Annotated in this window: 3 protein-coding genes; all 3 read left to right on the top strand. The window is 75.8% G+C overall.

Translation table 11 applies throughout. The features are described from left to right. A partial coding sequence (locus AC08OQ_RS17845; RefSeq protein ID WP_476612226.1) for a non-ribosomal peptide synthetase occupies positions 1–1,945 on the top strand: 1,945 nt, incomplete at its 5' end. Further along, a complete protein-coding gene (locus tag AC08OQ_RS17840) occupies positions 1,942–3,618 on the top strand; it encodes a (2,3-dihydroxybenzoyl)adenylate synthase (protein WP_476601636.1) in 1,677 nt (558 codons plus the stop codon). The genes AC08OQ_RS17845 and AC08OQ_RS17840, both read left to right, overlap by 4 nt. A gap of 107 nt (positions 3,619–3,725) precedes the next feature. Beyond that, positions 3,726–4,482, top strand: a 757-nt coding sequence (locus AC08OQ_RS17835) for a condensation domain-containing protein (RefSeq protein WP_476612225.1), incomplete at its 3' end; no start/stop codon positions are given.

Raw genomic sequence — 4,482 nt, 5'->3', positions numbered from 1 at the left:
GCTGTGGGACTCAGCGGCCGGCGGCGGCGAGTCGCCGGTGCGCCGGTCGCTGTCCTACGGCGAGCTGGCCGCCCGGGCGACGGCGGTGGCCGGCGCCCTCGCCGCCCGGGGCGTGCGGCCGGGGGACCTGGTCGGCGTCAGCTTGCCGAAGGGACCGGACCAGGTCATCGCCGTCCTCGGCGTGCTGGCGGCCGGGGCGGCCTACGTGCCGGTCGGGGTGGACCAGCTGCCGGCCCGGGTCGCGCGGATCGTCGCCACCGCCGGCTTCCGCACGGTCATCACCACGCCGTCCGCGGCGTCATCCGCAGCGCCTCCCGGGCCGGACTGGCCAGCCGGGGTGTCCCCGCTCACCCTCGACGACGCGCTCGCCGCCGGCCCGTCCGCCCCGCCCGGCACACTCACGTTGAGCGCGGCCGACGATCCCGTCCGCCTGGACGAACCGGCCTACGTTCTGTTCACCTCGGGCTCGACCGGTCAGCCGAAGGGAGTCGAGGTCGGCCACCGGGCCGCGATGAACACCATCGACGACCTGGTCGACCGGCTCGGCCTCGGCCCGGGCGACCGGACGCTGGCCGTCTCGGCCATCGACTTCGACCTGTCGGTCTTCGACATCTTCGCCCCGCTGTCATCCGGCGGCGCGGTGGTGATCGTGGACGAGGAGTCCCGCCGCGAGGCCGCCCGCTGGGCCGAGCTTATCGCGGCCCACAGCGTCACGATCCTCAACTGCGTGCCGGCCGTGCTGGACCTGGTCCTGGCCACCGGGGTGCCGCTGGGCGCCAGCCTGCGCGCGGTGCTTCTGGGCGGTGACCGGGTCGGCGTCGACCTGCCCGGCCGGCTCGAGGCGGCCGTCCCCGGCTGCCGGTTCCTCGGGCTCGGCGGCACGACCGAGACCGCCATCCACTCCACCGTGTGCGAGGTCGTCGGGGGTGGGCCGGTGCCGCCCGAATGGCGCTCGGTGCCCTACGGCACCCCGCTGCGCAACGTCCGGCTGCGCGTGGTCGACGCCCTGGGCCGCGACTGCCCCGACCACGTCGCCGGCGAGCTGTGGATCGGCGGGGCCGGCGTCGCCCGCGGCTACCGGGGTGACCCGGAGCGCACGGCCGACCGGTTCGTCACCCACGGCGGCGAGCGATGGTACCGCACCGGCGACCTCGCCCGCTACCTCCCGGACGGCACCGTCGAGTTCCTGGGCCGCCGCGACCACCAGATCAAGATCAGAGGCTTCCGGGTGGAGCTGGGGGAGATCGAGGCGGCGCTCGCCTCGCTGCCCGGCGTCCGGGCCGGGGTGGCCGTGCTGACCGGCGGCGCGGAGCTGACCGGCGGCGCGGACGGGCGTCCGAGCGCGCTCGGGGCCGTCGTCGTTCCGGACGCGGGGGATGGCCCGGTTGACCCTGCCGACCCGGTTGACCCGGCGGCGGTCCGGGCCGGCCTGCGGGCCGTCCTGCCGCCGCACATGGTGCCCGACCGGGTCGTCGCGGTGGCCGAACTCCCGCTGAGCGCCAACGGGAAGATCGACCGTAAGGCGGTCGGCGCCATCCTCGAACGCGATCTCGACGGAACGCGGCCGGCCGCGGCCCCGCCAGGATCCGACCTGGAACGGGTAATCCTCTCGGTCTGGCGGGAGGCGCTGGGCCTCGACGAGTTCGGGGTCACCGAGGAGTTCTTCGCCCTCGGTGGCGACTCCGTGCTCGCCACCGCCGTGGTGGCCCGGCTGCGCGACGAGCTCGACACCGGCGACGTGTCGGTCCGAATGCTGTTCGGCGCGCCGACGGTCGCCGCGCTCGCGCGGGACCTGCGCGCGGCCGAGCCCACGCCCGGGCGGCTCGACCGCGTCGCGGCGATCGCCTGGGAGATCGCCGGCCTCTCCGACGACGAGATCGAGGAGCGGCTGCTCGGCCCGGCCGATCCCTCCGGCGCGACCGCCGCCGCCGGGACCGAACGGTGAGCGCCCCGCCGGTCACCGGTCCGCCAGTCGAGCCGGGCGCGGCGGACGGCTGGGTCCGCTGGCCGGACGAGTTCGCCCGCCGCTACGTGGACGAGGGCTACTGGCGGGGCGCCCCGCTCGGCGATCGTCTCCGGGCCTGGGCCTGCCGGTCCGGCTCGGCCACCGCCGTCGTGGCCGGTCCGCCGGCCCGGCCGGTCCGGCTCTCCTACGCCGACCTCGACCGGGCCGCCGATGACCTGGCCGCCGGCCTCGCCCGGCTCGGCCTCGCCCCCGGAGACCGCGTCCTGGTCCAGTTGCCCAACCGCGCCGAGTTCGTGACGCTGCTGCTCGCGCTGCTCCGGCTGGGCTCGATCCCGGTGCTCGTGCTGCCCGCGCACCGCCGGGTCGAGATCGAGCACCTGGCCCGGCTATCCGGCGCCGTGGCCTACGCCATCCCGGACACGCACGAGGGTTTCGATCATCGGGCGCTGGCCCAGGAGATCGTCGCCACGGTCCCGTCGGTGGGTCATGTGCTGGTGGCCGGTGAGGCCGGTCCGTTCACCGGCCTCGACGCCGTAGCGGCGGCCGGGGCCGCCGCTCGGGCCGGCGGGCAGGCCGCGCCACCACCGGTGCCCGAGCCGGCCGGCGTCGCGGTGCTGCTCATCTCGGGCGGCACGACCGGCAAGCCCAAGCTTATCCCGCGCACTCACTGGGACTACGCGTACAACGCGGAGGCCAGCGCCCGGCTGTGCGGGCTGACCAGCGACGACGTCTACATGGTCGCGCTGCCCGCCGCGCACAACTTCCCGCTGGCCTGCCCGGGCATCCTGGGAGCGCTCGGCGTCGGCGCGACGGTGGTCCTGGCGCCATCCCCCAGCCCCGAGATCGTCTTCGAGCTCATCGCCCGGGAACGGGTCACGGTGACCGCCCTCGTCCCGGCCCTGGCCCGGATCTGGGTCGACGCCGCCGGATGGGAGGGGCCGGACACCGCCAGCCTGCGCCTGCTCCAGGTCGGGGGCGCCCGCCTGGACGCCGAGCTGGCCCGGCGCATCCCGACGGTCCTCGGCCCGCGCGTTCAGCAGGTCTTCGGCATGGCCGAGGGGCTGCTGAACTACACCCGCCCGGACGAGGACGACGAGCTCGCCTTCACCACCCAGGGCCGCCCGCTCGCGCCCGCCGATGAGATCCGGATCGTTGACCGCGACGGCGCCGACGTGGCGCCCGGCGAGATCGGCGAGCTGTGGACCCGCGGCCCCTACACCGTGCGCGGCTACTACCGGGCCGTCGAGCACAACGCGACCGCGTTCAGCCCCGACGGCTTCTACCGCACCGGCGACCTCGTCCGGCTGACGGCCAGCGGCAACCTGGTCGTCGAGGGACGGCTCAAGGACGTCATCAACCGGGGCGGCGAGAACGTCTCCGCCACCGAGCTCGAGGAGCACCTGCTCGCCCACCCGTCGATCGCCCAGGCCGCCGTCATCGCAGCGGCGGACGAGCAGGTCGGCGAGAGCGTCCGCGCGGTGGTCGTCCCGAGGCCCGGGGCGACGCTGACCCTCAAGGCGGTCAAGGCGTACCTGCGCGAGCGCGGGCTGGCCCGCTTCATGCTCCCCGACCTGCTCACGATCGTCGACACGTTACCGCTCACCCCCGTCGGAAAGATTGACAAGCGGGAGCTGCGCCGCCGTCTCGGTTAGCGCCGCCGGGCGACGGCGCGGGCGCGGGCCCTCAGCCACGCCCGCCTCCCCTAGGCCGTATCGGAAGCCGCACCGCTGGAAGCCGCACCACTGGAAGGACGTGCATCGTGGCGAGTCCCGACTCCGCGCAGCGCAAACGCGAGCTGCTCCGCCGCCGGCTGGCGGCCGAGCGACTGACGCGCGAGCCAGCCAGCGGCGCCGGCCCCCGGCCGCGACGGGAGCCCGGCCGGGGCTACCCGGCCAGCCCGGGACAGCGCCGGATGTGGTTCCTGTCGCGGCTCGACCCGGGCAGCGCCGCCTACACGATCTCAGCCGGGTTCGAGCTGACCGGCCCGCTCGACGTCGATGCGCTGCGCCGGGCGCTGCTCTCCGTCGCCCGCCGGCACGAGATCCTCCGCACGACCTACCGGGTCACCCCGGACGGGCAGCTCGAGCAGGTGCTCCGGGACGACATCGAACCGGCGTGGCTCAGCGTGGACCTGACGACCGTGCCCGCCGAGGAGCGGGAGGAGCGCGCACGGGAGATCGCGCTGCGCGCGGCCCGGCGCCCGTTCGACCTCACCGCCGAATCGCCGCTGCGGGTCACCGTGCTGCGCCACGGCCCGCTCCGGCACCTGCTCGCGGTGGCCGCCCACCACATCGCCTGGGACGACGTGTCCTGGGACGTCTTCTTCGGTGACCTGCTGGCCGCCTACGACCGCCGGGACGGCGACGGCCCGCCCGCCACCGTCTCGTTCATCGACGCGGCGGGGCCGGCAGCCGAGACGGCTGCCCGCCCGGCCGGGCTGGCCTACTGGCGGGAACGGCTGCTCCCGCTGGCCGATCCGGTACGCCTGCCCGAGCCGAGCCCAGATGACCCGCAGC

The sequence above is a fragment of the Frankia sp. CcCS3 genome (assembly GCF_977927575.1).
Note: the sequence above shows the minus strand (reverse complement) of the source record. Positions and strands in the feature narration are given on the sequence as shown.